The sequence below is a fragment of the Streptomyces sp. NPDC050504 genome, from assembly GCF_044458065.1.
In the GTDB taxonomy this organism is placed as follows: domain Bacteria; phylum Actinomycetota; class Actinomycetes; order Streptomycetales; family Streptomycetaceae; genus Streptomyces.
Map to the genome: position 1 here is coordinate 282,922 of NZ_JBITHO010000010.1, position 24,549 is coordinate 307,470.

General features: G+C 73.2%; 24 protein-coding genes. 13 read left to right on the plus strand and 11 right to left on the minus strand.

Annotated elements, in window-relative coordinates; translation table 11 throughout:
- The first annotated feature begins 69 nt into the window (after positions 1-69).
- Positions 70-675 (plus strand): GTP cyclohydrolase I FolE, encoded by a 606-nt coding sequence (gene folE, locus ACIBNE_RS33240; RefSeq protein ID WP_399278243.1) that lies wholly within the window; start codon positions 70-72, stop codon positions 673-675.
- 79 nt (positions 676-754) lie between these two features.
- Here folE and ACIBNE_RS33245 read toward each other — a convergent pair whose 3' ends face one another.
- The 6 genes from ACIBNE_RS33245 to ACIBNE_RS33270 form a co-directional block, all read right to left on the minus strand.
- The gene (locus ACIBNE_RS33245; protein WP_399278246.1) at positions 755-1,246 is read right to left on the minus strand and encodes a DUF3180 domain-containing protein; all 492 of its coding nucleotides are present in this window, start codon (positions 1,244-1,246) and stop codon (positions 755-757) included.
- A gap of 74 nt (positions 1,247-1,320) precedes the next feature.
- Entirely contained in the window at positions 1,321-1,920 is a 600-nt protein-coding gene (gene folK, locus ACIBNE_RS33250) for a 2-amino-4-hydroxy-6-hydroxymethyldihydropteridine diphosphokinase (protein ID WP_399278248.1), read from the minus strand.
- Complete coding sequence (gene folB / locus ACIBNE_RS33255) at positions 1,917-2,276, minus strand: dihydroneopterin aldolase (protein WP_399278250.1); 360 nt, start codon at positions 2,274-2,276, stop codon at positions 1,917-1,919. The genes folK and folB overlap by 4 nt, the downstream gene beginning before the upstream one ends.
- A gap of 171 nt (positions 2,277-2,447) precedes the next feature.
- Positions 2,448-2,906: a nuclear transport factor 2 family protein gene (locus ACIBNE_RS33260; RefSeq protein WP_399278252.1), complete on the minus strand. Its 459-nt coding sequence runs from the start codon at positions 2,904-2,906 to the stop codon at positions 2,448-2,450.
- Positions 2,907-2,952: 46 nt separating this feature from the next.
- The gene (gene folP, locus ACIBNE_RS33265) at positions 2,953-3,810 is read right to left on the minus strand and encodes a dihydropteroate synthase (RefSeq protein WP_399278253.1); all 858 of its coding nucleotides are present in this window, start codon (positions 3,808-3,810) and stop codon (positions 2,953-2,955) included.
- Positions 3,811-3,960: 150 nt separating this feature from the next.
- Positions 3,961-5,799 (minus strand): phosphatidylglycerol lysyltransferase domain-containing protein, encoded by a 1,839-nt coding sequence (locus ACIBNE_RS33270; RefSeq protein ID WP_399278255.1) that lies wholly within the window; start codon positions 5,797-5,799, stop codon positions 3,961-3,963.
- Between the two features lie 152 nt (positions 5,800-5,951).
- Here ACIBNE_RS33270 and ACIBNE_RS33275 point away from each other — a divergent pair, with 152 nt between their 5' ends.
- Positions 5,952-7,067: an alpha/beta hydrolase gene (locus ACIBNE_RS33275; protein WP_399278257.1), complete on the plus strand. Its 1,116-nt coding sequence runs from the start codon at positions 5,952-5,954 to the stop codon at positions 7,065-7,067.
- Between the two features lie 145 nt (positions 7,068-7,212).
- On the opposite strand, the gene ACIBNE_RS33280 is transcribed toward ACIBNE_RS33275, so the two are convergent.
- Positions 7,213-8,355 (minus strand): ABC transporter ATP-binding protein, encoded by a 1,143-nt coding sequence (locus ACIBNE_RS33280; protein ID WP_399278259.1) that lies wholly within the window; start codon positions 8,353-8,355, stop codon positions 7,213-7,215.
- A gap of 164 nt (positions 8,356-8,519) precedes the next feature.
- Between ACIBNE_RS33280 and ACIBNE_RS33285 the strand changes: the two genes are divergently transcribed.
- From ACIBNE_RS33285 to ACIBNE_RS33300, 4 genes are all read left to right on the plus strand, one after another.
- Positions 8,520-9,212, plus strand: coding sequence for an ABC transporter permease (locus ACIBNE_RS33285; RefSeq protein ID WP_399278261.1), 693 nt, complete (start codon positions 8,520-8,522; stop codon positions 9,210-9,212).
- A gap of 3 nt (positions 9,213-9,215) precedes the next feature.
- Positions 9,216-9,953 (plus strand): ABC transporter permease, encoded by a 738-nt coding sequence (locus ACIBNE_RS33290; protein WP_399278263.1) that lies wholly within the window; start codon positions 9,216-9,218, stop codon positions 9,951-9,953.
- A 32-nt stretch (positions 9,954-9,985) separates the two neighbouring features.
- Entirely contained in the window at positions 9,986-10,954 is a 969-nt protein-coding gene (locus tag ACIBNE_RS33295; protein ID WP_399278265.1) for an ABC transporter substrate-binding protein, read from the plus strand.
- A 64-nt stretch (positions 10,955-11,018) separates the two neighbouring features.
- Positions 11,019-12,188 (plus strand): hypothetical protein, encoded by a 1,170-nt coding sequence (locus ACIBNE_RS33300; RefSeq protein WP_399278267.1) that lies wholly within the window; start codon positions 11,019-11,021, stop codon positions 12,186-12,188.
- A gap of 80 nt (positions 12,189-12,268) precedes the next feature.
- Here ACIBNE_RS33300 and ACIBNE_RS33305 read toward each other — a convergent pair whose 3' ends face one another.
- Both ACIBNE_RS33305 and ACIBNE_RS33310 read right to left on the minus strand, forming a co-directional pair.
- The gene (locus tag ACIBNE_RS33305; RefSeq protein ID WP_399278270.1) at positions 12,269-13,411 is read right to left on the minus strand and encodes an NADH-quinone oxidoreductase subunit D; all 1,143 of its coding nucleotides are present in this window, start codon (positions 13,409-13,411) and stop codon (positions 12,269-12,271) included.
- Positions 13,412-13,477: 66 nt separating this feature from the next.
- Positions 13,478-14,437 carry an SAM-dependent methyltransferase gene (locus tag ACIBNE_RS33310; RefSeq protein WP_399278272.1) on the minus strand — a complete coding sequence of 320 codons (960 nt, stop codon included), beginning with the start codon at positions 14,435-14,437 and terminating at the stop codon, positions 13,478-13,480.
- Between the two features lie 95 nt (positions 14,438-14,532).
- Between ACIBNE_RS33310 and ACIBNE_RS33315 the strand changes: the two genes are divergently transcribed.
- From ACIBNE_RS33315 to ACIBNE_RS33325, 3 genes are read left to right on the plus strand one after another with little or no spacing between them, the layout of a single operon-like run.
- On the plus strand, positions 14,533-15,738 hold the full coding sequence (locus tag ACIBNE_RS33315; RefSeq protein ID WP_399278274.1) for a sensor histidine kinase: 1,206 nt from the start codon (positions 14,533-14,535) through the stop codon (positions 15,736-15,738).
- A gap of 48 nt (positions 15,739-15,786) precedes the next feature.
- Complete coding sequence (locus ACIBNE_RS33320) at positions 15,787-16,470, plus strand: response regulator (RefSeq protein WP_399278276.1); 684 nt, start codon at positions 15,787-15,789, stop codon at positions 16,468-16,470.
- Positions 16,467-17,075, plus strand: coding sequence for an AAA family ATPase (locus ACIBNE_RS33325; protein ID WP_399278278.1), 609 nt, complete (start codon positions 16,467-16,469; stop codon positions 17,073-17,075). The genes ACIBNE_RS33320 and ACIBNE_RS33325 overlap by 4 nt, the downstream gene beginning before the upstream one ends.
- A 135-nt stretch (positions 17,076-17,210) precedes the next feature.
- Here the strand turns inward: ACIBNE_RS33325 and ACIBNE_RS33330 are convergent, their stop codons facing one another.
- Together ACIBNE_RS33330 and ACIBNE_RS33335 are read right to left on the minus strand one after the other, a co-directional pair.
- Positions 17,211-18,302, minus strand: a complete 1,092-nt coding sequence (locus ACIBNE_RS33330; protein ID WP_399278380.1) for a DUF5937 family protein — start codon at positions 18,300-18,302, stop codon at positions 17,211-17,213.
- Positions 18,303-18,439: 137 nt separating this feature from the next.
- Positions 18,440-19,723, minus strand: a complete 1,284-nt coding sequence (locus tag ACIBNE_RS33335; RefSeq protein ID WP_399278280.1) for a threonine aldolase family protein — start codon at positions 19,721-19,723, stop codon at positions 18,440-18,442.
- A gap of 146 nt (positions 19,724-19,869) precedes the next feature.
- On the opposite strand from ACIBNE_RS33335, the gene ACIBNE_RS33340 reads away from it, so the two are divergent.
- The 4 genes from ACIBNE_RS33340 to nadC are packed head-to-tail and all read left to right on the plus strand — an operon-like array spanning position 19,870 to position 24,546.
- Positions 19,870-20,796, plus strand: coding sequence for a Rossmann-like and DUF2520 domain-containing protein (locus ACIBNE_RS33340; protein WP_399278282.1), 927 nt, complete (start codon positions 19,870-19,872; stop codon positions 20,794-20,796).
- Complete coding sequence (gene panC, locus ACIBNE_RS33345) at positions 20,793-21,815, plus strand: pantoate--beta-alanine ligase (RefSeq protein ID WP_399278284.1); 1,023 nt, start codon at positions 20,793-20,795, stop codon at positions 21,813-21,815. The genes ACIBNE_RS33340 and panC overlap by 4 nt, the downstream gene beginning before the upstream one ends.
- An 11-nt stretch (positions 21,816-21,826) precedes the next feature.
- Entirely contained in the window at positions 21,827-23,524 is a 1,698-nt protein-coding gene (locus ACIBNE_RS33350; RefSeq protein WP_399278286.1) for an L-aspartate oxidase, read from the plus strand.
- Entirely contained in the window at positions 23,521-24,546 is a 1,026-nt protein-coding gene (gene nadC, locus ACIBNE_RS33355; protein ID WP_399278288.1) for a carboxylating nicotinate-nucleotide diphosphorylase, read from the plus strand. The genes ACIBNE_RS33350 and nadC overlap by 4 nt, the downstream gene beginning before the upstream one ends.
- Positions 24,547-24,549: the final 3 nt, after the last annotated feature.

Genomic DNA, 24,549 nt, shown 5'->3' on the forward strand with positions numbered 1-24,549 from the left:
GCCTGGGGGCCGCGGCTTTTTTTCGGGTACGCCCGCAGGCACGTACGCACGCAGAGGAACGAGGCACTGATGACCGACCCGGTGACGCTGGACGGCGAGAGCACGATCAGCGAGTTCGACGAGAAGCGGGCCGAGAACGCCGTGCGCGAGCTCCTCATCGCGGTCGGGGAGAACCCGGACCGCGAAGGCCTGCGGGAGACCCCGGCGCGGGTCGCGCGCGCGTACAAGGAGATATTCGCCGGTCTGTGGCAGGAGCCCGAGGACGTCCTGACGACGACGTTCGACCTCGGTCACGACGAGATGGTCCTGGTGAAGGACATCGAGGTGTTCAGCACGTGTGAACACCACCTGGTTCCGTTCAGGGGCGTGGCCCACGTCGGCTACATCCCCTCGACCACCGGCAAGATCACCGGCCTGTCGAAGCTGGCCCGCCTGGTGGACGTCTACGCCCGCCGCCCGCAGGTGCAGGAGCGGCTGACCACGCAGGTCGCGGACTCCCTGATGGAGATCCTGGAGCCGCGCGGCGTGATCGTGGTCATCGAGTGCGAGCACATGTGCATGTCGATGCGCGGCATCCGCAAGCCGGGCGCGAAGACCATCACCTCGGCCGTACGGGGCCAGCTGCGCGACTCCGCGACGCGCGCGGAGGCGATGAGCCTGATCATGGCCCGCTGACCCGGGCCCCCGCGTACCCCCGGAGGCCGGACACGGGCTCCGACGAGGCCCCGCGCCCCCGCCGTCGGCCCACGGGCCCTCAGGCCGGGGACGGGGCCTTCGTCTTGCCGTTGGGGTCGTCGTCCTCCGGGAGGCGGCAGACGCGCTCCAGGAACAGGGCCGCCGCGACGACCGCGATGCCGGCCAGGACCGCGAAGCCCGCGTAGATCGCCTGGTCGCGGCGGGCCGGGACGTCCAGGGAGCCCAGCAGGAAGACGCCCGTACCGCCGTACATGCCGCCCACCAGCGCCGCGACCAGCGCGCTCGCCTGGCCGAAGACGAGGGCCCTGGCCGCCATCAGGGGCTCGACGCCCTTGGCGCCGGGGCGGCGCTCGCGCTGGGCGCGGAGCCGGGAGCGGAGCGAGAGCGCGGTCGCCAGGAGGACGGCCGCGATCACCGCGAGCACGATCGGCGCGGCCAGCGGGACGCTCGGCACCGTGCCGTACGCCTCCCACAGCCGCATTCCGCCCCAGGACAGGATCCCGGCCACCGCGAAGGTTCCGGCCAGAACTCCGAGGCGCAACTGCTTCACCGGGGCGTGTCCTTACGTCAGGGGGTCGGGGCGGGAACCGCGGGGGACTGCGGGGGACTACGGAAGGGCAACGGTTACTCGGGCAGGCGGAGTTCCAGGTCCGCGCGGGCGAGTACGCCCTCGCGGCCGACGCCCGTCAGGAGGTCGGAGACCGGCCCGCGGCCGGGGATGCTGGCCTCGGGGTCCACGTCGTGCCAGGGGGCCAGCACGAAGGCCCGCTCGTGGGCGCGGGGGTGCGGGAGCGTGAGCACCGGGTCGGCGGAGACCACGTCGGCGTACGTCACGATGTCCACGTCGAGGGTGCGCGGGCCCCAGCGCTCCTCGCGGACCCGGTCGAACGCCTCTTCGATGGCCTGGCCGCGCTCCAGGAGCGAGGCGGGCGGCAGGGTCGTGCGGACGACGACCACCGCGTTGAAGTACGCCGGCTGGGAGCCGGGGTCGACGCCCCACGGCTCCGTCTCGTACACCGGGGAAACCGCCTTGACCCGCAGGCCCGGCGTGTCCTCCAGGGCGTCCACGGCGCCCTGGAGCGTCTCCAGGCGGTTGCCCAGGTTGGAGCCCAGGGCGATCACCGCCCACTTGGGGTTCGAGAGGGTGATGTCGGCGGCGTCCACCTGCTCCACGACGGAGGCGGGCACCGGCTGCACGATCGGGTCGCTCTGCGTCTGGTTCATGCTCGACTCCGGGTGATGGTGATGGTCACGTCGTCGAAGGGCACCGTGATCGGGGCGTCCGGCTTGTGCACGACCACCTCGACCTCCTGGACGCCCTCGTGCTTCAGGCACTGCTGGGCGATGCGCTCCGCGAGCGTCTCGATCAGGTCGACCGGCTCGCCCTGCACGACGTCGACGACCTCCTCCGCGACGATGCCGTAGTGCACGGTCTTCGCCAGGTCGTCGTCGACGGCCGCGGGGCGGGTGTCCAGGCTGAGCACCAGGTCGACGATGAAGGTCTGGCCTTCTTCCCGCTCCCGGGGAAAGACACCGTGGTGCCCACGGGCCTTGAGGCCGCGCAGCGCGACACGATCCACGCGAATCACTCCTGCTGTTGTTGGTCGTACGGGCCCACGGCCGCGTGCGGGCGGCACAGTGCCCTCAATCGAATCTACCTGCGGGCACCGACAGCGCTCGCCCGGGTAGCCGCCCCTACCCTCTGAGCGGAGATCGAACCCCACCGGATAGGGGGAGCGGGCCTCCCGGGCTCAGGCCGGAGTCGGTCCTTCCGGTTCGTCGCCGGTCTCGGCGAGCACCGGGGAGCCGTGGTGGGACCAGAGCTTCCAGCCCTCGGACGTGCGCCGGAAGACGTTGGTCGCGACGACGAGCTGCCCGACGAGCGGGCCCAGCTCGCTGCCCTCCTCGGCGGGGCCGCCGCTGAGGATGTTCTCGGTGCAGGTCACCAGGGCGGTGTTGGCGGCGATGGTGACCTTGACGTCGGTCAGGAAGAACTGGATGTAGTCGGTGTTCGCCATGATCAGGGCGTACGAGCGCAGCACCTCGCCGCGCCCGGAGAGCACCGGCCAGCCCGGGTGGACGCAGGAGATCTCGATCGAGCCGTCGTCGAGCCAGAGCCCGGACAGCTCCTCGAAGTCGCCGCGCTCCATCGCCTCGTAGAAGGCGGTGTTGGCCCGCTCGACCTGCTCGATCTCCAGGGTCCCGCTCACTGTCGTCTTCCGTTCGCCGGGACCTGTGCCGTTCTCGGGCGGTGCTTCACCGGGCGCCCTCGATCGCGCGGGCCACGCGCACCGCGTCCGCCGTGGCGCGCACCTCGTGGACGCGGACCGCCCAGGCGCCCGCCTGCGCGGCGAGCGCGGAGACCGCGGCCGTCGCGGCGTCGCGCTCGCGGGCGGGCGGCGGGGTGCCGTCCGGGGCCAGCACGTGGCCCAGGAACCGCTTGCGGGACGCGGCGACCAGCAGCGGGCTGCCCAGCTCCCGCAGGTCCGCGAGGTGGGCGACCAGCGCCAGGTCGTGCGGGGCCAGCTTGGCGAAGCCGAGGCCGGGGTCGACGACCAGGCGCTCGGGGGCGATGCCGCCCGCGACGACCGCGTCCACCCGGGCGCGCAGCTCCGCGGCGACCTCGGCGACCACGTCCTCGTACACCGCGAGGCTGTTCATGGACTCGCTGAAGCCGCGCCAGTGCATGACCACGAACGGCACGTCGGTGTCGGCCACGGTCGGAATCATCGCCGGGTCGGCCAGGCCGCCGCTGACGTCGTTGACCAGCCGGGCGCCGGCCGCGACGGCCTGCTCGGCGACGCTGGCGCGCATCGTGTCGACGGAGACCGTGGCGCCCTCGGCGGCCAGGGCCCGCACGACGGGGACGACCCGGCGCAGCTCCTCGGCCTCGTCGACCCGGGTGGCGCCGGGGCGGGTGGACTCGCCGCCGACGTCCACCAGGTCGGCGCCCTGGGCGACGAGGTCCAGGCCGTGCTTGACCGCGGTGGCGCTGTCGAACCAGCGGCCGCCGTCGGAGAAGGAGTCGGGTGTCACGTTGACGACCCCCATGACCGCGCAGCGGTCCCACTCCGGCAGGCCCTGGACCGTGCCCCGTCCGTGCAACGTACTCATACGACCAGCCTAGGCCCGTACGGACCCGGTTCACGCCCCGGTGGTGCGGGCGCGGTGCGCGGCACCGTACGGACACCGCGCACAGCACCGTGCGGGGCCCCGGAAGGGACCCCGCACGGTGTGGCCGTACGGCCGGGAACTACGCGGCGGTCACGCCGCGATCTCGTGCTTCGCGGCCTGCTGCGGCAGGTGCGCGCAGGGCCGGGGCTGGCGGGCCGGGCGGCGGCGGGCGAAGGGGCGGGGCAGCGCGAGGTTCACGAAGCCCTCCGCCTGCATCGCGGCCCAGCCGATGCGCGGCAGGTCGCGGCTGTGGCGGAAGACCACGAAGCGGGGCTCCCAGCGGGGCTGGAACTTCGCGTTGAACTTGTACAGCGACTCGATCTGGAACCAGCGCGAGAGGAAGACCAGCAGGCCGCGCCAGCCGCGCAGCACCGGTCCGGCGCCCAGCTTCTCGCCGCGCGCGAGCGCCGAGCGGAACATCGCGAAGTTCAGCGAGACCCGCTCGATGCCGATCTTCGGGGAGGCCTGGAGGGCGGCCACGATCAGCAGCTCGTTCATGCCGGGGTCGGCCGCGCGGTCGCGGCGCATCAGCTCCAGGGACATCCCGTCGGGGCCCCACGGCACGAAGTGGATCATTGCCTTGAGGTCGCCGTACGGGGACTCGGTGCCGTCCTCGTCGACCTTGTGGGCGGTCGCTATGACGCAGTCGCCGTCGCCCGGGTCGCCGATGCGGCCCAGCGCCATGGAGAAGCCGCGCTCGGTGTCGGTGCCGCGCCAGGCGACGGCCGCGGCGCGGACCCGCTCCAGCTCGGCGTCGGAGAGGTCACGCACCCGCCGGACGCGGGTGGTGTAGCCGTTGCGCTCGATGCGCTTCACCATCTGGCGCACGTTGCGCATCGCGCGCCCGGTGAGCGAGAAATCCGCGACGTCGACCACCGCCTCGTCGCCCAGCTCCAGCGCGTCCAGGCCCGTCTCGCGGGTCCAGACCTCGCCGCCGGTCTCGGAGCAGCCCATCACGGCCGGGGTCCAGGAGTGGGCCTTGGCCTCGTCCATGAACCGCTCGATGGCGCCGGGCCAGGCCTCGACGTCGCCGATCGGGTCGCCGGAGGCGAGCATCACGCCGGAGACGACGCGGTACGTGACGGCGGCCTTGCCGCTCGGCGAGAAGACGACGCCCTTGTCGCGGCGGAGCGCGAAGTGGCCCAGCGAGTCGCGGCCGCCGTGCTTGGCGAGCAGCTCGCGCAGGTGCGCCTCGTCGTCCTCGGTGAGCCGGGCGGCCGGGTGCTCGGGGCGGAAGGCCAGGTAGATCGTGGTGAGCGCGGTCAGCATGCCGAGCGCGCCCAGCGAGTAGCCGACGGTCCAGTCGACGTCACCCGTGTAGCCCACGGGGCCCTCGATGCCGAAGAGGCCGTACAGCACGTGCTCGATGCGGTCGGTGAGGCCGGGGTCGCCGACGACCTTGTCGGGGTGGGCGCTGACGATGAGCAGGCCCAGGCCCAGGGAGCCCGCGCCCATCAGGACGAAGTTGGCGAGCGCCTTCCAGCGGCTGCGCGGGTCGGGCAGGGCGGCGAATTCACCCCGGTGGCGCAACAGCAGCGTGAGGAGCAGCAGCGAGAGCGCGACGCCGATGAAGGAGTGGCGGTACGCGAACTGCGCGACGGCCCCCGCGGGCAGCAGCACCACGGCCGCGCGCCAGGCGCGGCGCTTGTGGCGCTTGAGCCCGTGGGCGAGGAGCAGCAGCAGGACTCCGGCGCTCAGCGAGAGCGCGGCCGCGAAGGGTCCGAGGGTCCCGGGGAGGACCTCGGCGAAGGTGTGCATGCGGCTGGCTCTGAACCGCGGGAAGACCCCGGCGGCGATGTCGATCAGGCCGACGAAGGTGCAGGCGGTTCCGACCAGGGCGGGTACCGTCTCGGCGCGCGGACCCCGGAGGATCCTGCGCATCCGATCCGGAACCAAACCCGATTTGTCCCCATCTACCGTGACAGACATCGCTTCCCGTGGCTCCGCGAGAGATCCTGAGTCCTGACGACGCGATGCGCCGCCGGCCCTGCTGGACGATTTGCGCCCTCTAGGACGACGCTTTCCGGGAGCCGGTTCACTCGCCCTCAGGAAAATCTCAGGAAGAAAGTTTCGATCTGCCCATGGGTCTCACCAGTAACAAAGTTCTGGCGCTGGCAGTGCTGGCGGCGGTGGCGCTGTTCGCGCTCACGGTCTGGCTCTGGCCCCGGCTGTCACGGGGCGGCGTGCGCCCCGTCGCGGGGCGAATAGGTCTGCTGCTGGCGACCCAGCTGGCGCTTTTCGCCGCGGTCGGCCTGGCAGCGAACAAGTCCTTCCTCTTCTACGGTTCCTGGGCCGACCTCTTCGGCCAGGAGGAGGAACTGGGAGTGGTCGTGGACCACTCGGCGGGAGCCAAGCCCGTGCAACTGGTCGCCAAGCAGAAGACGGACGTGCCGGGGAGCGGGAAGCCCGAGGTCGGCGGCCAGATACAGAAGGTCGTCGTACTGGGCAAGAAGTCCCGCATCAACAGTTCGGCGTACGTCTACCTGCCGCCGGAGTACTTCCAGCCCGCGTACGCCAAGAAGACCTTTCCGGCGACCGTGGTGCTCACCGGATACCCCGGCACCGCCGAGAACCTGCTCAAGGGCCTGAAGTACCCGAAGACGGCGTACCAGCAGGCCAAGGCCGGGAAGATGCAGCCGATGGTGCTGGTCATGATGCGCCCCACCGTGGCGCCGCCCCGGGACACGGAGTGCGTGGACGTGCCGAACGGCCCGCAGACCGAGACGTTCTTCGCGAAGGACCTGCCGAAGGCGGTCTCGGAGACGTACCGCGTCGGTGAGAAGGCGCGCAACTGGGGATTCGTCGGGAATTCGACCGGCGGTTACTGCGCGTTGAAGATCGGCCTTCACCACCCCGAGCAGTTCCAGGCGAGCGCGGGCCTTTCCGCGTACTACAAGGCGGCGGACGACCCGACGACCGGTGACCTCTTCCACGGCGACGAGTTCCAGAAGAACCGCGCGAATCTGCTGTGGAGCCTGGACAACCTTCCGCAGGGCAAGAACTCCTCGTTCCTGGTGACCACGTCGAAGAAGGGCGAGGGGAATCTGAAGTCGACGAAGAAGTTCATCAAGAAGGTGAAGGCGCCCGCGCGGGTCTCGTCGATCACGCTGGACAGCGGGGGGCACAACTTCAACACGTGGAACCGGGAGATTCCGCCGATGCTGGAGTGGATGAGCGGCCGCTTGAGCGCGGCGTAGCGCTTCGCGGGGCCGGGGGCCCCGGGGGGGGCGTTCAAAAGATTGCGCAGTTCCCCGCGCCCCTGAAGGGGCGCGGGGAACTGCGCGAGGGTGGGGCACACGCCGCGCGTACCCACCGGCCCCGCGCAGCGGAACCCGCCCCGCCCTAGCTGACCGTCTCCAGGTCCACCGCTTCGCGCGCGATCTCGCGCGCGTCCGCGTCGATCGAGCGGCGCAGCGCCTCGTGGAGGCGGGCCGGGGTGAGGACCCCGAGGAACCGCCCCGCGCTCTCCTCGTCGATCACCGCGATCCACCCCGCGTCGTGCTGGAGCATCGTCGCGAACGCCTGCTTGAGCGACGCCCCCACCGGCAGCCACGCCTCCATCCGCCGCGCGTGGTCCCGGACGACCCCCCGTGCGCCCCCGGCGCGCTCCGCGGAGATCCACCCGTGGAGGTTGTCCTCCGCGTCGAGGACCACCGCCCACCGCCCGTCCAGGTCGCGCGGCAGCGGGTCGTCGAGGTGCACGACCGGCGGCTGCTCCAGGTCGCCCTCCTCGATGGGCGTGACCGACAGCCGCTTCAGTCCCCGGTCCGCGCCGACGAACTCGGCGACGTACGGCGTCGCGGGCGCGCCCAGCACCGTCGCCGGCGGGTCGAACTGCTCGATGCGGCCCTCCCCGTACACCGCGATGCGGTCGCCGAGGCGGACGGCCTCCTCGATGTCGTGCGTCACGAACAGCACCGTCTTGCGGACCTTCCGCTGGAGCGCCAGGAACTCGTTCTGGAGCCGCTCGCGGACGACCGGGTCGACCGCGCCGAACGGCTCGTCCATGAGCAGCACCGGCGGATCCGCGGCGAGCGCGCGGGCGACGCCGACGCGCTGGCGCTGGCCGCCCGAGAGCTGCTCGGGGTAGCGGGAGCCGTACGTCCCCGGGTCGAGGCCGACCAGGTCCAGGAGCTCGGCGGCGCGCTCCCTGGCCTGCGCGCGCTTGACGCCGAGCAGGTGCGGGACGGTCGCGGTGTTCTCCAGGACCGTCTTGTGCGGGAAGAGCCCGACCTGCTGGATCACGTACCCGATGCGGCGCCTGAGTTGGACCGGGTCGACGGTGGATATGTCTTTCCCGTCAAGGAATATGCGCCCCGACGACGGCTCGATCAGCCGGTTCACCATCTTCATCGTGGTGGTCTTGCCGCAGCCGGAAGGCCCGACGAGCGTGACCAACTCGCCCTCCGCGACCTCGAACGAGAGGTCGTCGACGGCCGTGGTGCCGTCCGCGTAGCGCTTGGTGACGTGCTCGAAACGGATCATGGCTCCCCATTGTGCGGCAGTGGTGCTACGACGGGTGTGAAGGCCATGTTGCGGGAATGTGGCGGCCTCCGGCGAATGTCAGTGGCGGGCGATAGGGTCGCTGGACAACAGTTCGTACGATCAGCGGTCGACGCCGGGGATCGACACGGGGGAGGGGGCGGACTGTGAGCAAGAGCAACTGCCTGATCACCAATGACTGGATTTGCGGCGAATATCTCCGCACCCGCAGCCAGGAGTTGACCGACGCCACGGTCGAGCACATCTGGATCACCGCGGTTTCGGTGCTCATCGGGCTCGTCGTCGCCTTTCCGCTCGCGCTGCTCGCGCGCCGCGGACGGCACTTCGCGGGGCCGGTGCTGGGCCTGACGACCGTGCTCTACACCGTGCCGTCGCTGGCGATGTTCTCGCTGCTCCTGCCGGTCTTCGGACTCTCGGCCGCGCTCGTGGTCACGGGCCTGGTGCTGTACTCGCTGACGATCCTGGTGCGCAACATCCTGGCCGGGCTCCAGGCGGTGCCCGCCGAGGCCCGCGAGGCCGCGAAGGGCATGGGGTACGGACCGGTGCGGCTGCTCTGGGAGGTCGAGCTGCCGCTCGCGCTGCCCGCGCTGATGGCGGGGGTGCGGATCGCCACGGTCTCCACGATCGCGCTGACCACCGTCGGCTCCATCGTCGGCAAGGGCGGCCTCGGCAACCTCATCGAGGACGCGCTGCCCAGCTTCTTCAAGGCCCAGGTGCTGGCCGCCTCCGTGCTCTGCGTCCTGCTGGCGATCGTCGCGGACCTGCTCCTGCTGGGCCTCCAGCGGCTGCTGACCCCGTGGACCCGAATACGCACCCCGCGTGCGGCGAAGGCGGGCTGACCCGTGGGAGTGCTGGGCGACGCCTGGACCTGGCTGACGACCGGGGCCAACTGGTCGGGGGAGAGCGGTGTCTGGCACCGCCTGGGGGAGCACCTGTACGTCTCCGGGGTCGCGCTCGCGGTCGCCTGCGCGATCGCCCTGCCGATCGCGCTGTGGCTCGGGCACATCGGCAGGGGCGGCGCGATCGCGGTCAACGTCTCCAACGTGGGCCGGGCGGTCCCCGTCTTCGCCGTGCTGGCGCTGTTCATGGTGGGCCCGCTGCGCAACTCCGGCTACCTGCCCACGATCGTCGCCCTGGTGCTCTTCGCGGTGCCCCCGCTGCTCACCAACGCCTACCTCGGCATGACCGAGGTGGACCGCTCGGTGAAGGAGGCCGCCCGGGGCATGGGCATGTCGGGCCGTCAGCTCTTCCTGAAGGTCGAACTGCCGCTGGCCTATCCACTGCTGATGACCGGTCTGCGCTCGGCGTCCGTCCAGGTCGTGGCGACGGCGACGATCGCCGCGATGGTCGGCCAGGGCGGGCTCGGGCGGATCATCACGGCCGGCTTCAACACCTACGACACCGCGCAGGTGGTCGCGGGCGCGCTGCTGGTCGCGGTGCTCGCCCTGCTCGTCGAGGGCGCGCTGGTGCTGGCCGACCGGCTGTGTTCGCCGCTGCGCGGACAGCGCGAGCGGTCAGGGCGGGCCGGATGGGCCGAGCGGTCCGGGCGGTCCGGGCGGGCCGTGCACGACAACGTATGACGTATTCCGTTTTCCATGGATGGGGAAGTCTCATGAGGAAGACCGCGCGCATCGCGGGAGCCGTCGTCGGAGCGCTGGCGCTGGCGGGTTCGCTCGCCGCGTGCGGCGGCGACAGCCTGGAGAAGGAGAAGGGCGGCGGCGACGGCGGCTCGGGCAGCGGCGACAAGGGCTCCCTGGTCGTCGGCTCGGCGTCGTTCACCGAATCCAAGGTGCTGGCCGAGCTGTACGCGCAGATCCTGCGCGACGCCGGATACAAGACCTCCGTGCAGACCGTGAAGAACCGCGAGCTGTACGAGCCCTCGCTGGAGAAGGGCGAGATCGACGTCGTACCCGAATACGCGGCGACGATCGCGGAATTCCTCAATGCCAAGGCGAACGGCAAGGCGGCGGAGAAGAAGCCGGTCGCCTCCAGCGATCCGGCGGCCACGGTCGCCGCGCTCAAGCAGCTCGCCGAACCGCGCGGACTGAAGGTGCTGGAACACGGGCAGGCCGTCGATCAGAACGCCTTCGCGGTGAGCAGGGAATTCGCCGAGAAGAACAAGCTCAAGACCCTTTCCGACCTCGGCAGGTCCAAGATCAAGGTCAAGATCGCGGCCGGCGACGAGTGCGAGATACGGCCCTTCTGCGCACCGGGCCTCAAGGCGAAGTACGGCATCGAGGTCGCGGGCATCGACCCCAAGGGCGTCGGCACCCCGCAGTCCAAGCAGGCCGTCAAGGACGGGGTGGACCAGCTCGTGCTGACCACGACCACGGACGCGGTCATCGACGGCCTGGTCTTCCTCGACGACGACAAGAAGCTCCAGAACGCCGACAACGTCCTGCCCGTCGTCAATGCGAAGGACGCCGGAGCGCCGGAGATCGCCGAAGCACTCGGGAAGCTCACGAAGGTGCTGACGACCGAGGATCTCGCGGAGTTGAACCGCAAGATCGACGCGGAACGGGTGAAGCCGGAGGACGCCGCGAAGGAGTATCTGGAGTCCAAGAACCTGGTGGGGAAGTAACCGGGTGAGAACAGATTGGCGGGCGGCGCCCCAAGCGAAGCCTACGCACGGTAAATTTCAGGCCATGCCACGTGGACGCCACCGCCATTCCCCACCCCTGCACCGGATCCTTCCTCCTTCCGCCGTCGCGGGAGCCGCGGTGCTCAGCGCCGCGGGTGCCTGGTTCTTCGCGGATCCCGTGGTGCTCCGCGTGCTGGCGGGAGCGGCGGCCGCGGCCGCCGTCACCGGCTCCGTGATGATGCGCGGCTGGGACCGCGGCGCGGGCCGCAGGGTCGCCGAGCTGACCCGCGCCCGCGCCGGGGACCAGTGGAAGTACGAGGAGCGCACGGCCGAGCTCGAAGGCGACCTGGAGGACGCCCGCGAGGTGCGCGCCAAGATCGAGGCGAAGCTGCGCGCCAAGCGGGTCGAGCTGGCGGGGCTGCGCGGCGAGCACGCCGAGCTGCTGCGCCGGTACGCCACGGCGGAGACCGAGCGGGCCAGCGCGCTGGAGGGCAGGCGGCAGCTCGCCATCGAGGTGGCCGCCCCGGCGAAGGGTGCCGATGGCGGGGCGCTCGCGCTGCCCGCCGCGACGAGCACGCCGACCCCGGAGGCGTACCGCAAGGCCGCCGAGGCGCTGAGCAGGCTCGGCCGCGCGGCGGACGTCGACGCGGACCCCGAGGGCGCGGCGGACGCGGCGGACGCGGACGCCGACCCCGAGGGCGCGGCGGACGCGGAGGGCGTGGCGGCCCCGGTTGACGCGGAGCCCGCGCAGGCCCCGGCTGCCGTACCGGCTCAGGTCCAGGCTGCCGTACCGGCTCCGGCTTCCGCGGCCGCGCTCGCGCCGGCCCCGGCCGCAGGTGCTCCCGCCGCTGCCGTTCCCGCCGTTCCTGCCGTTCCCGCTGTTTCCGCCGGTGCGGACAGCGAGGAGCACTCCCGTCCCGAGGTCCCCGCGCAGGCCGCGCCCGTGGCGCCCGTCGCGAAGGCGGTGCCCTCGGCCTCGGTGGTGCCGTACGCCGGGCTGAACCGGCGCGCGGTGCCGCAGGGCAGCTTCGACTTCTTCGGGACGCAGAAGGCGGCCGACGCCATCGAGTCCGTGCAGAACGAGGACCTGGCCGACGTGGTGGGCGAGGAGGCACTGGCCGTGCACCGGTCCGTGACGGTGGAGAACCGCGCGGTCGGCAAGGTCATCGACCTGACCGCGCACGACGAGACCGAGCAGCTGGACGTGGCCAGGCTGCGCGCGATCTCCTCCTAGGACGTACGACCGACGAAAGGGCGCGCCCCCCTCGGGGGGTGCGCCCTTTCGCGTCGCACGGCTACTTGCCGACTACTTGTCTACTTGTCGATGTCTCCCACGACGAAGAAGAGCGAGCCCAGGATCGACACCATGTCGGCGACGAGGGTGCCGGGCAGCAGGACGGCGAGCGCCTGGATGTTGTTGTAGGACGCCGACCTGAGCTTGAGCCGGTACGGGGTCTTCTCGCCCTTGGAGACCAGGTAGTAGCCGTTGATGCCCAGCGGGTTCTCGGTCCAGGCGTACGTGTGCCCCTCCGGGGCCTTGAGCACCTTCGGCAGCCGCTGGTTGATCGGGCCCGGCGCCAGCTCCGCCAGCCGGTCCAGGCAGGCGTCCGCGAGGTCGAGCGCGTTGCGGGTCTGCTCCAGCAGCACCTCGAAGCGGGCCAGGCAGTCGCCCTCGGTGCGGGTGACGACCTTCAGGGTGTCCTGGAGCTCGGCGTACGCGAGGTACGGCTCGTCGCGGCGCAGGTCGAAGTCGACGCCCGAGGCGCGGGCGATCGGGCCGCTGACGCCGTACGCGTGCACGGCCTCGGCGGACAGGACGCCGACGTTCCTGGTGCGGCCGCGGAAGATCTCGTTGCCGAGGACCAGGTCGTCGTAGACGCCCGTGCGGGAGCGCACGGCGGCCACGGCGTCGCGGGCGCGGCCCGTCCAGCCCGCCGGCAGGTCCTCCTTGAGGCCGCCGACCCGGTTGAACATGTAGTGCATCCGGCCGCCCGAGACCTCCTCCATCACGTTCTGGAGCTCTTCGCGCTCGCGGAAGGCGTGGAAGACCGGGGTGATGCCGCCCAGCTCCAGGGGGTACGAGCCGAGGAACATCAGGTGGTTGAGCACCCGGTTCAACTCGGCGAGGAGGGTACGGGTCCACACCGCGCGCTCGGGGACCTCCATGCCGAGCATGCGCTCCACGGCCATGACGACGCCCAGCTCGTTGGAGAAGGCGGAGAGCCAGTCGTGGCGGTTGGCCAGCATGACGATCTGGCGGTAGTCGCGGGCCTCGAAGAGCTTTTCCGCGCCGCGGTGCATGTAGCCGATGACCGGCTCGGCGTGGGTGACGCGTTCGCCGTCGAGGGTGATGCGGAGGCGGAGGACGCCGTGGGTGGAGGGGTGTTGGGGGCCGATGTTCAGGACCATGTCGGTGGGTTCCGCTGCGCCGCCGATGCCGACTGTCGTCTCCGTCATGGCGCCCAGTATCCCCTGGGGGCGTTGCCCCGGGGCCCCCTTGCCCGGGGGCGGCCCCCGCCCCCCTCAGGCCACCTCGGCGCGCAGCCAGGTGAAGTCGCCCAGGCCGCCGCGCGCGGTCAGTTCCGCCGCCTCGCCCGCCTGGGCCAGTGCCCTGACGTACTCGCGGGGGGACGTGCTCGCCAGGGACAGCGGGGGGCGTGCTCCCGAAACGCCCAGGGACTCCAGCGCGTCCCGCTGGGAGGACAGCGTCCCGCCCCCCGCCGCCGCGCACGCGTCCAGCGCCACGTGCGACGTGATGTCGCACGACCCGTCGGGCACCGGCCGCACCTCGCGCCCGTCCCGGAAGCCGGTGAGCGTGCCGAAGGGCGGCCTGGCCCCCCGTACGTGCGCGTAGTCGACGGCCACCGCGGTCCCCGCCGTCAGGCACCCCACCGCGCCCGCCCACGCCGCGTCGCGCGGGCGGCCGATCTCCGCCCGGTCGCCGGGCTCGGCCGGCTGCCACCACTCGGTGAGCCACTCCAGGTCCGGCCCGGTCACCGGGGGACCCGCCTCCTCCGTGCCGTCGCCGCGCACCAGCACGTACCGCGCGACGCCCTCCGCGTCGAGTTCGGCGACGTCGACGGGGACGTTGTCGAGCCATTCGTTGGCGAAGACCAGCCCGGTGACGCCGGACGGAAGCGCGGCGGTCCACTCGATCCGGGGATCGAGGCCGGCCGGGCGCGGCGCCCGCTCCACCCCGTACGGGAGGACCCGCAGCCCGGCGGGGGCCGCCGCCAGCACCCCCGTCAGGAGCTCCCCGCGCCCCGCGCCGACGTCCACGAAGTGCACCGCGTCCGTGCCGAGCCGCTCCGCCGTCCCGGCCAGCAGCCGGGCCACCGCGCCCGCGAACAGGGGCGACGCGTGCACGGACGTACGGAAGTGCGCGGCGGGCCCGCCGGGGCCCAGGTAGAAGCCCCCGGGGCCGTACAACGCCGTCTCCGTGGCCTCGCGCCACCCGCGCAACTGACACGTCTCATCCGTCACGCGCCCCAGTCTCCACCTTGCGGAGTACGCCCCCGCACACCGGATCGACCCTTCGGTTGACCCCTGGACTTTCCGGCTTCCCTACGCTGGGTTACGTGCAGCGTCTCTACGACTTCATCCGCAGACACCCGACGAGCGTCGACAGCTTCTGGGCTGTGATGCTCTTCGGGCTCTCGTTGTTGTGGGTGTCCTCGGGGTACATCGGGAACCTTCCCGCTCTGGTGCCCGGTGCCGTGGTGTTCCTGCTCTGCCTGGTGATCGCGCTGCGCAGGCGCGCGCCGCGCCAGATGCTGGCGCTCGCGGCGCTCCTGGGCCTGTTCCAGGTCGCGATCGACATCGAGCCCAACCCGGCCGACTGGTCGATGCTGGTGATCATCTACACCGTCGCGGTCCGCGACGAGCCGCGCTGGGTCTCCCGGCTCGCGCTGGCCGGCGGCCTGCTCGCCGCCCCGGTCGCCGCGCTGCGCTGGTCCCCCGACGGGGCCGGCACCACCGCGGCCAGCACCGTCTTCTTCATCGCGATCATGACCGTGCCGTTCGTGCTCGCCTGGGTGCTCGGCGACTCGATGCGCACCCGCAGGGCGTACTTCGCGCAGCTGGAGGAGCGCGCCGCGCGCCTGGAGAGGGAGCGCGAGGCGCAGTCCAAGGTCGCGGTCGCCGCCGAGCGCGCCCGCATCGCCCGCGAGCTGCACGACGTCGTCGCGCACAACGTCTCGGTGATGGTGGTGCAGGCGGACGGCGGCGCGTACGTCATCGACGCCGCGCCCGACCAGGCCAAGCAGGCGCTGGAGACCATCTCGGCCACCGGCCGCCAGGCGCTCGCCGAGATGCGCCGCCTGCTGGGCGTGCTGCGCACCGGTGAGGGCCCGCAGGGCGGGGAGTACGTCCCGCAGCCGGACGTCGAGCAGATCGAGGACCTGGTCGAGCAGGTGCGGGGCGCGGGCCTGACCGTGGACTTCAAGGTCGAGGGCACGCCGCGCCCGCTGCCCAGCGGCGTGGAGCTGACCGCGTACCGGATCGTCCAGGAAGCCCTCACCAACACCCGCAAGCACGGTGGCCCCGACGCGGGCGCCAGCGTCCGTCTGGTGTACTTCGACGACGGGCTCGGGCTGCTCGTCGAGGACGACGGCCGGGGCGCGGCGCACGAGCTGTACGAGGACGGCGGCGCGGACGGCGCGGGCCACGGGCTGATCGGCATGCGCGAGCGCGTCGGCATGGTCGGCGGCACGCTGGACGCGGGGCCGCGGCAGGGCGGCGGCTTCCGGATCAGCGCGCTGCTGCCGCTGAAGCCCGCGCACTAGTTCCCGAGCTGTCCCCATTTCCTGATTTCCTGGAAGGATCCGGACAAGATGCCCATTCGAGTCATGCTCGTCGACGATCAGGTGCTCCTGCGGACCGGTTTCCGCATGGTGCTCGCCGCGCAGCAGGACATGGAGGTCGTCGCGGAGGCGGGGGACGGCGCCGAGGCGATCGAGAACCTGCGCTCCACCGCCGTCGACGTGGTGCTGATGGACGTCCGCATGCCACGGCTGGACGGCGTCGAGGCGACCCGGCGCATCTGCGCGGAGCCGAACGCCCCCAAGGTGCTCATCCTGACCACCTTCGACCTCGACGAGTACGCGTTCTCGGCGCTGAAGGCGGGCGCGGGCGGCTTCATGCTCAAGGACGTGCCGCCCGCCGAGCTGCTGGGCGCGATCCGCTCGGTGCACAGCGGCGACGCGGTCGTCGCGCCGTCCACGACGCGGCGCCTGCTGGACCGCTTCTCGCCGATGCTGCCGTCCACCGGCAAGGAGTCCCAGCACAAGGAGCTGGACCGGCTCACCGACCGGGAGCGCGAAGTCATGCTGCTGGTCGCGCAGGGCCTGTCGAACGGCGAGATCGCGGCGCGCCTCGTGCTGTCGGAGGCCACCGTCAAGACCCACGTGGGCCGCATCCTCACCAAGCTGGGCCTGCGGGACCGGGTGCAGGTGGTGGTGCTGGCGTACGAGACGGGCCTGGTGCGCGCGGGCGGCGGCGCCGGGTTCGCCGGATGACGCTGATCTGGCTGAACGGCCCCTTCGGGGGCGGCAAGACCCAGACGGCGTACGAGCTGCGCCGCCGCGTCCCGGGCAGCGTGGTCTGCGACCCCGAACACCCCGGCTTCGGCCTGCACCGCATGATGCCGCCCGCGCTGCGCGGCGACTTCCAGGACCTGGCGGCGTGGCGGCAGGGCGTGTACGAGGTGCTGGACCTGGTGCTGCGGAGGCACGCGGACGGTCCGGTGATCGCACCGATGACGGTCGTGGAGCCCGGCTACTTCGCCGACACCGTCGGCAGGCTGCGCGGAGCGGGCCACGAGGTGCACCACTTCGCGCTGCTCGCGGACCGGGCGACGGTGCTGCGGCGGCTGTCCGAGCGGGGCCTGGGGCGCGGGCTGAAGCGGGAGAGCTTCGCGGTGGCGAAACTGGACCACTGTCTGGAGCGGCTGCGGGAGCCGGAGTTCGCCGAGCACGTCACGACGGACCGGCTGACCGTTCCGCAGGTCGCGGAGCGGGTGGCGGGGGCGGCCGGGGTGCGGCTGCTGCCGAACAGGTACGGGCCGGTGCGGCACCGGCTGGTGCGGGCGTGGACGGGCGTGAGGCACATCAGGGCGCTGTGACCCGACAGTGCGCTGTGATCCGACGGTGCGCTGTGATCCGACGGTGCGCTGTGATCCGACGGCGCGCTGTGACCCACCGGTGCGCTGTGACCCGCCGGTGCGCTGTGACCCGCCGGTGCGCTGTGACCCGCCGGGTCATCTGAGCACCCCTTCGATGAAGTCGCTGCCCAGGCGGGCGACGAGCGTCAGGTCGAGCTGGTGCTGTACGTAGCGGCCGCGCCGCTTGGTGGTGATCAGGCCCGCCCGCTTCAGCACCGCCAGGTGCCGGGAGACCTCGGGCGCGGTGATGCCGTGCGCCTCGGCCAGTTCGCCCGTCGTGTACGGGGAGCGGGCGAGGTTGCGGCACAGGCGCATCCGCAAGGGGTGCGCCAGGGCCTCCATGCGCAGCTTCAGCACCTCCACGGAGGCGGGCGGGCGCAGCTCGGGGGCGCGCACCGGGTAGTGGACCACCGGCAGCCAGCCCGGCGCGTGCAGCACCATCAGGTGGGGCCAGCCGAAGGTGGACGGCACGAAGGCGAGAGCGCGGCGGGCGTCGGCGTGGCCCTCGGTGAGCTTGTCCGCGCTGAGGCGGGTCAGCCCCTCGTCCACCGCGAGGGCGGGGGACACGGCGCGGACGGCCTCTTCGAGGCCCTTGTGGCGCAGGATCTCGGTCTTGTGCCGGGCGTCGGACACCAGGGCGGGGCGGATGCGCTCCCAGGTGTCCGCGAAGAACGCCTCGTCGCAGTCCTCCATGAGCCGCCGTGTCCAGCCGCGTACGGCGGCGGGGTCGGCCAGCAGGGCGTGCGTGAACTCCACCTGGCGCGGGCCGCGCGCGGCGGCCATGTCCAGGGCGCGCTCGCGCATGCGGGGGTCGGTGAGCGGGGAGGCCGACTCGGTGCCGTACAGGCTGGAGCAGCTGAACTCCAGCGCGGACGCGACGAACCGCTCGTCGTCGAGGCGGTCGAGGATGTCGAGGTCATCGGCGAGGGTGGCGCCGGTGGAGCCGTCGTGCCCGCGGACGCCCGCGAACGGCATGAACACGTCGGAGAAGGTGTTGCGCCAGAGGAAGTCCGCCTCGTGCAGCCGGTCCGCGAGGTCGGGTTCGAGCGCGGCGGACGTGGCGGCGGTCCAGCCCTGGACGGCGGGGTGGTGGGCGGGCTCGGAGAGGGCGTGGAGGGCGAGGCCGAGTTCCGCGAGGGGGGAGACGCGGAAGGCGATGTCGGCGGGGGCCAGGCCGGTGATGTTCATGGTGACGCTCACGCCCCCATAGTGCGGGGTCCGAGGGGCGGGCGGGGCCGGCGGTCACCCGCGCCCCTTCCGGGGCGCGGGGAAGGGGCGGGGACCGGCCCGCCGCGGGTGGAACGGCCCCCGGGGGCAGCCGCGCCCTACCCCACGCGTGCCAGGAACCCGCGCACCGCCTCCCGGACGTCGTCCGGCGTCCACGCCGTCCCCGCCTCGCCCACCGTCACCTCGGTGACCGACACCCCGGGCGGCCCCCACGCCCCCGCGTCGTACCACCGCCGGAACAGCGCCGTCCCCGTCTCCTCCGCCTGCCGCACCGCCGCACCGGTCAGCGCTTCGGGGCCGTACGGGAGCCACACCTGGAACTGGTGGGTGTGCGGCACCTCCGGATGCACCCGGAACCACGGCACCCCGCCCTCCGCGAACCCCGCGGCGATCGCGGCGGCGACCTCCTTCGCGTGCGACACGTACAGCGGCAGCCGGGGCAGCACCCGCTCGATCCCGACGAGCCCCGCGAGCGCCGCGGGGAACTGCTGGAACAGGGTGCCCCCGTACCTGTGCCGCCAGGCCCGCGCCTCGTCGGCCAGCCCGGAGGGACCGGCGAGCAGCGCGCCCGACAGCCCTTCGAGGGACTTGTAGAGCGAGACGTACACGCTGTCCGCGAGCCCCGCGACCTCGTCGAGCGGCCGCCCGAAGTGCGGGGCGCACTCCCACAGCCGCGCCCCGTCGAAGTGCACGACGGCCTCCCGCTCGCGCGCCGCCTCCACGACCTCGACCAGTTCGTCCCAGGTCGGCAGCACGAAGCCCGCGTCGCGCAGCGGCAGCTCCAGCATCAGCGTGCCGAAGGGCTCGTCGAGGCCGCGGACCTCGTCCGCGGTGGGCAGCCGGGGCGCCTGCGTGGGGTGCACGGTCCGCAGCCCGGAGAGCGCGGACAGCGCGTCCCGCTCGTGCTGCTCCGGATGGGCGAGCGGGTGCAGCGCGACGACGGGGTTGCCGGTCCGTCCCGCCCAGCACCTGAGTGCCACCTGCTGGGCCATCGTCCCGGTCGGGAAGAACACCGCGTCGTCGAAGCCGAGCAGCCCGGCGACCCGCCGTTCCAGCGCGGCGACGACCCCGTCGCCGTAGATGTCGACCGGCGCGTCCAGGTCGTGCACGGCGGCCCCTCCGGAGGCCAGCGCGGCCAGCCGCTCCGCCATGGTGCGGTCGCTCCCGCCGCGCACGAGGACGCGCTCGGCCCCGCGCCAGGCGGCGGCGCGCCGCTTCTGCGCGGCCTCCTCGGAGTCGCCCGCGCCGCTGTGCCCCGTGCCGTCCGCCGCGCCGCTGTGCCCCGTGCCGTCCGCCGTACTGTTGTGCCCCGTGCCGTCCGCCGTACCGCTCGCGGCGCCACCCGTCCGCTCGTCCGTCTGGTGGTCCGTCTCCTCGTTCATCCGGCGATGATGACCCAGCCCGCGCCCCCGCGCCCGCACTTTTCCACAGCCTGTGGGCAACCTGATGGCCCCGTGAAACGCTGGCGTAGCATGACGATGAATCGTCCGGTACCCCCCGCGGACTGGAACGGAAGGCCACCGCCCGCGTGAACGCACCATCAGCCCCCACACCCGCAGCGGACTCCCCGCAGGACCGCCCCGCGCGCCTCACCGTCGGCGTCGTCGGCGCCGGCCGCGTGGGCCCCGCGCTCGCCGCCGCGCTCCGGCTCGCCGGGCACCGCCCCGTCGCGGTCTCCGGCGTCTCGGACGCGTCCGTGCGCAGGGCCGCCGCGCTCCTGCCCGACGTGCCGCTCGTGCCGCCCGCCGAGGTCCTGGCGCGCGCCGAGCTGGTCCTGCTCACCGTCCCCGACGACGCCCTGCCCGGCCTGGTCGAAGGGCTCGTGGAGACCGGCGCCGTACGCCCGGGACAGCTCCTCGTGCACACCTCGGGGCGGTACGGCACCGGAGTCCTGGACCCCGCCCTGCGCGCCGGAGCCCTGCCGCTCGCGCTGCACCCCGCGATGACGTTCACCGGCACCTCCGTCGACGTCCAGCGCCTCGCGGGCTGCTCCTTCGGCGTGACCGCCCCCGAGCAGCTGCGGCTGGCCGCGGAGGCGCTGGTCATCGAGATGGGCGGCGAGCCCGAGTGGATCGCCGAAGAGGCCCGCCCGCTCTACCACGCGGCCCTCGCGCTCGGCGCGAACCACCTGGTGACCCTGGTCGCCCAGGCCATGGAGCTGCTGACCGCCGCAGGCGTGAGCGCCCCCTCCCGGATGCTCGGCCCGCTGCTCGGCGCCGCCCTGGACAACGCCCTGCGCTCCGGCGACTCCGCCCTGACCGGACCCGTGGCGCGCGGCGACGCGGGCACCGTCGCGGCGCACGTGGAAGAGCTGCGCAAGCACGCGCCGGGCGCCGTCGCCGGTTACCTCGCCATGGCCCGTACGACCGCCGACCGCGCGCTGGCGCACGGCATGCTCAAGCCGGAACTGGCGGAGGACCTGCTGGGCGTCCTCGCGGAAGGAGACCCCCGGTGACACCCCCCACCCCCACCACCCCGGCGGCGCCCCCCGCCCCCGTGCGCACCGCGGCCGAGCTGGAGGCCCTGCCCCGCACCGGCCGGCGCGCCGTCGTCATGACCATGGGCGCCCTGCACGAGGGGCACGCGACCCTGGTCCGCAGGGCCCGCGCCCTCGCGGGCCCCGAAGGACAGGTCGTCGTCACGGTCTTCGTCAACCCGCTCCAGTTCGGCGCGGGCGAGGACCTGGACCGCTACCCCCGCACCCTGGACGCCGACGTGGAGCTGGCCCGCGCGGCGGGCGCCGACCTGGTCTTCGCGCCCCCGGTCGACGAGGTCTACCCGGGCGGCGAGCCGCAGGTGCGGATCACCGCGGGGCCCATGGGCGAGCGCCTGGAGGGGGCCTCCCGCCCCGGGCACTTCGACGGAATGCTCACCGTCGTCGCCAAGCTGCTCCACCTCACCCGCCCCGACCTGGCGCTCTTCGGCCAGAAGGACGCCCAGCAGCTCGCCCTGATCCGCCGCATGGTCCGCGACCTGAACTTCCCCGTGGAGATCGTCGGCGTCCCCACGGTCCGCGAGGAGGACGGCCTCGCGCTCTCCTCCCGCAACCGCTACCTCTCCGCGGCCGAGCGCCGCACCGCCCTCGCGCTGTCCGCCGCGCTCTTCGCGGCCCGCGACCGCCTCGCCGCCCAGCAGGCGCTCAAGGCGCGCGCCGAGTCCGAGGCCGCGCCGCCCGGCAGGGCCGCCGCGCTCTCCGCGCTCGGCGAGTCCCGCGCCGCGGCCGACACGCACGCGGTGACCCACGCCGGTGCCGACGGCGCCCTCACGGTCCGCGGAGCCGCCCTGACGGTCCTCGCCGAAGCGGCGAAGGCGACGCCCCCGCTGGTGCTGGACTACCTCGCCCTGATCGACCCCGCCGACTTCTCCGACGTCGTCGACGCGCACACCGGCGACGCGGTCCTCGCGGTCGCCGCCCGGGTCGGCTCGACCCGGCTCATCGACAACATCCCGCTGACCTTCGGCACCCCCTCGTGAGGAGTCCCCGCGTGACCGGCATACGGCTGACCGCCCCCGCCCCGGGCTGGGCCATCGACGCGGACGTCGTCGTCGTGGGCTCCGGCGTCGCGGGCCTCACCGCGGCCCTGCGCTGCACGGCCGCCAGCCTGCGCACCGTCGTCGTCACCAAGGCCCGCCTGGACGACGGCTCCACGCGCTGGGCGCAGGGCGGCATAGCCGCGGCGATCGGCGAGGGCGACACCCCCGAGCAGCACCTGGACGACACCCTCGTGGCGGGCGCGGGCCTGTGCGACGAGGAGGCCGTGCGCCTCCTGGTCACCGAGGGCCCCGACGCGGTCCGCAGGCTCATCGAGACGGGCGCGCGCTTCGACGAGACGCCCGAGGGCGCGATCGCGCTGACCCGCGAGGGCGGCCACCACCGCAACCGCATCGCGCACGCGGGCGGCGACGCGACGGGCGCCGAGATCTCCCGCGCCCTGGTCGACGCGGTCCAGGCGGCGGCCGTGCGCACGATCGAGAACGCGCTGGTCCTGGACCTGCTGACGGACGCGGAAGGCCGTACGACCGGCATCACGCTGCACGTCATGGGCGAGGGCCAGCACGACGGCGTCGGCGCCGTCCACGCCCCGGCCGTGGTGCTCGCCACCGGCGGCATGGGCCAGGTCTTCTCGGCCACCACCAACCCCGCGGTCTCCACCGGCGACGGCGTGGCGCTCGCGCTGCGCGCCGGGGCGGAGGTCTCGGACCTGGAGTTCGTCCAGTTCCACCCGACCGTGCTCTTCCTGGGTCCGGGCGCCGAGGGCCAGCAGCCGCTGATCTCGGAGGCCGTACGGGGCGAGGGCGCCCACCTCGTCGACGCGTCGGGCACCCGCTTCATGCTCGGCCAGCACGAACTCGCCGAGCTGGCCCCGCGCGACATCGTCGCCAAGGCGATCACCCGCCGCATGCAGCTCCAGAACGCCGAGCACATGTACCTGGACGCGCGGCACTTCGGCGCCGAGATGTGGGAGCGCCGCTTCCCCACGATCCTGGCCGCCTGCCGGGCGCACGGCATCGACCCGGTGACCGAGCCCGTCCCGGTCTCCCCGGCCGCGCACTACGCGTCCGGCGGCGTCCGCACGGACCTGCACGGCCGCACCACCGTCCCCGGCCTGTACGCCTGCGGAGAGGTCGCCTGCACGGGCGTGCACGGCGCGAACAGGCTGGCGTCCAACTCCCTCCTGGAGGGCCTGGTCTTCGCGGAGCGCATCGCGGCGGACATCGCGCGGGACGCCGCGGAGCACGGGCCGCGCGGCGCGGGCGAGAGCGTCGCCCCGACCCGCAGCCCCCTCACGCTCCTGGACCCCGCCGTGCGCCCGCAGATCCAGCGCATCATGACCGCGGGCGCCGGAGTGCTGCGCTCGGCGGGCAGCCTCGCCGCCGCGGCCCGCGCGCTGGACGAGCTGCGCGGCGGGAGCGCGGCCCCCGCCAAGGAGGCCGAGCCCGGCGTGGAGGCGTGGGAGACCACCAACCTGCTGTGCGTGGCCCGCGTCCTGGTCGCCGCCGCCGGCGAGCGCGCCGAGACCAGGGGCTGCCACTGGCGCGAGGACCGCCCGGAGCGCGACGACGAGCAGTGGCGCCGCCACCTGGTGGTGCGCCTGGCGCACGACCGCGGCCTGACGGTCACCCGTACCGCATCGACCCAGTTCCCCCCAACCACCGACCACGCCAGGGAGCAGCAACCGTGAGCACCCCCGAAGACCGTCCGCTCCCCGTGGACGTACCGGTCATCCAGATCAGCGAGCCCGCGGCGAGCGGCTGCGGCGACGGCTGCGGCTGTTCGGGCGGCGGGGACGACGAGGACGGCTACGCCGAGGTCGAGTGCGGCCTCGACCCGCACCTCGCGCAGCTCCTGCTGGACGCCGGGCTCGACCCGGTCCAGGTCGAGGACGTCGCGCACGTCGCGCTCGGCGAGGACCTGGACGGCGGCGTGGACGTCACCACCGTCGCCACGGTCCCCGAGACGGCCGTCGCCACCGGCGACTTCACCGCCCGCGAGGCGGGCACGGTCGCGGGCCTGCGCGTCGCCGAGGCGGTGCTGTCCATCGTCTGCACCGAGGAGTTCGAGGTCGAGCGGCACGTCGAGGACGGCGACCGCGTCGAGGCCGGGCAGAAGCTCCTGTCGGTCACCACCCGCACCCGCGACCTGCTGACCGGCGAGCGCTCGGCGCTCAACCTGCTGTGCCGCCTGTCGGGCATCGCGACGGCCACGCGCGCGTGGGCCGACGCCCTGGAGGGCACCGGGGCCAAGGTCCGCGACACCCGCAAGACGACGCCTGGGCTGCGCGCCCTGGAGAAGTTCGCGGTGCGCTGCGGCGGCGGCGTCAACCACCGCATGTCGCTCTGGGACGCGGCCCTGGTCAAGGACAACCACGTGGTCGCGGCGGGCGGCGTGGCCCAGGCGTTCAAGCTGGTCCGCGAGGCCTTCCCGAACGTGCCGATCGAGGTCGAGGTCGACACCCTCGACCAGGTCACCGAGGTCCTGGCGGCGGGCGCCGACCTGATCCTGCTGGACAACTTCACCCCGGAGCTGACCGCCGAGGCCGTCGCGCTCGTCGCGGGCCGCGCGGTCCTGGAGTCCTCGGGCCGCCTCACCCTGGACACCGCCCGCGCCTACGCCGAGACCGGCGTGGACTTCCTCGCGGTCGGCGGGCTCACCCACTCGTCCCCGATCCTCGACATCGGCCTCGACCTGCGCGAGGCGGCGTAAGCG